This window comes from Fructilactobacillus sp. X2R6C1 (assembly GCF_059901295.1).
Genome location: NZ_JBWXUZ010000079.1, coordinates 1 through 236, shown reverse-complemented (window position 1 = coordinate 236; position 236 = coordinate 1). Strand labels below are relative to the sequence as shown.

Below are 236 nucleotides of genomic sequence, written 5' to 3'. Positions count from 1 at the left end.
GCTTAAGAGCGGTGCCGATCTTGAGGCAGTCATTGGCAAATTAATTGGGAGTGTGGCTTGGTTCGGGTTTTGTTTTTACTTACTTAACAACGGCCCGGATTTTATTGATTCGGTTGGCCATGATCTTCTGAATACCTTTGCCCCAAAACTGCCGGGCCCAGGTTCAATTATTGCCGCCACACTTACTCTTTGTTCCGCGCTTTTGGGTGCCATCGTGGTCACAGGGACTTCTGTGA

Annotated in this window: 1 protein-coding gene; it reads left to right on the top strand. The window is 48.7% G+C overall.

What is annotated here, in order from left to right; all coding sequences use genetic code 11:
- The coding region (locus AC6UDF_RS07440; protein ID WP_500724262.1) for a hypothetical protein at positions 1 to 236 on the top strand (236 nt) is incomplete at both ends.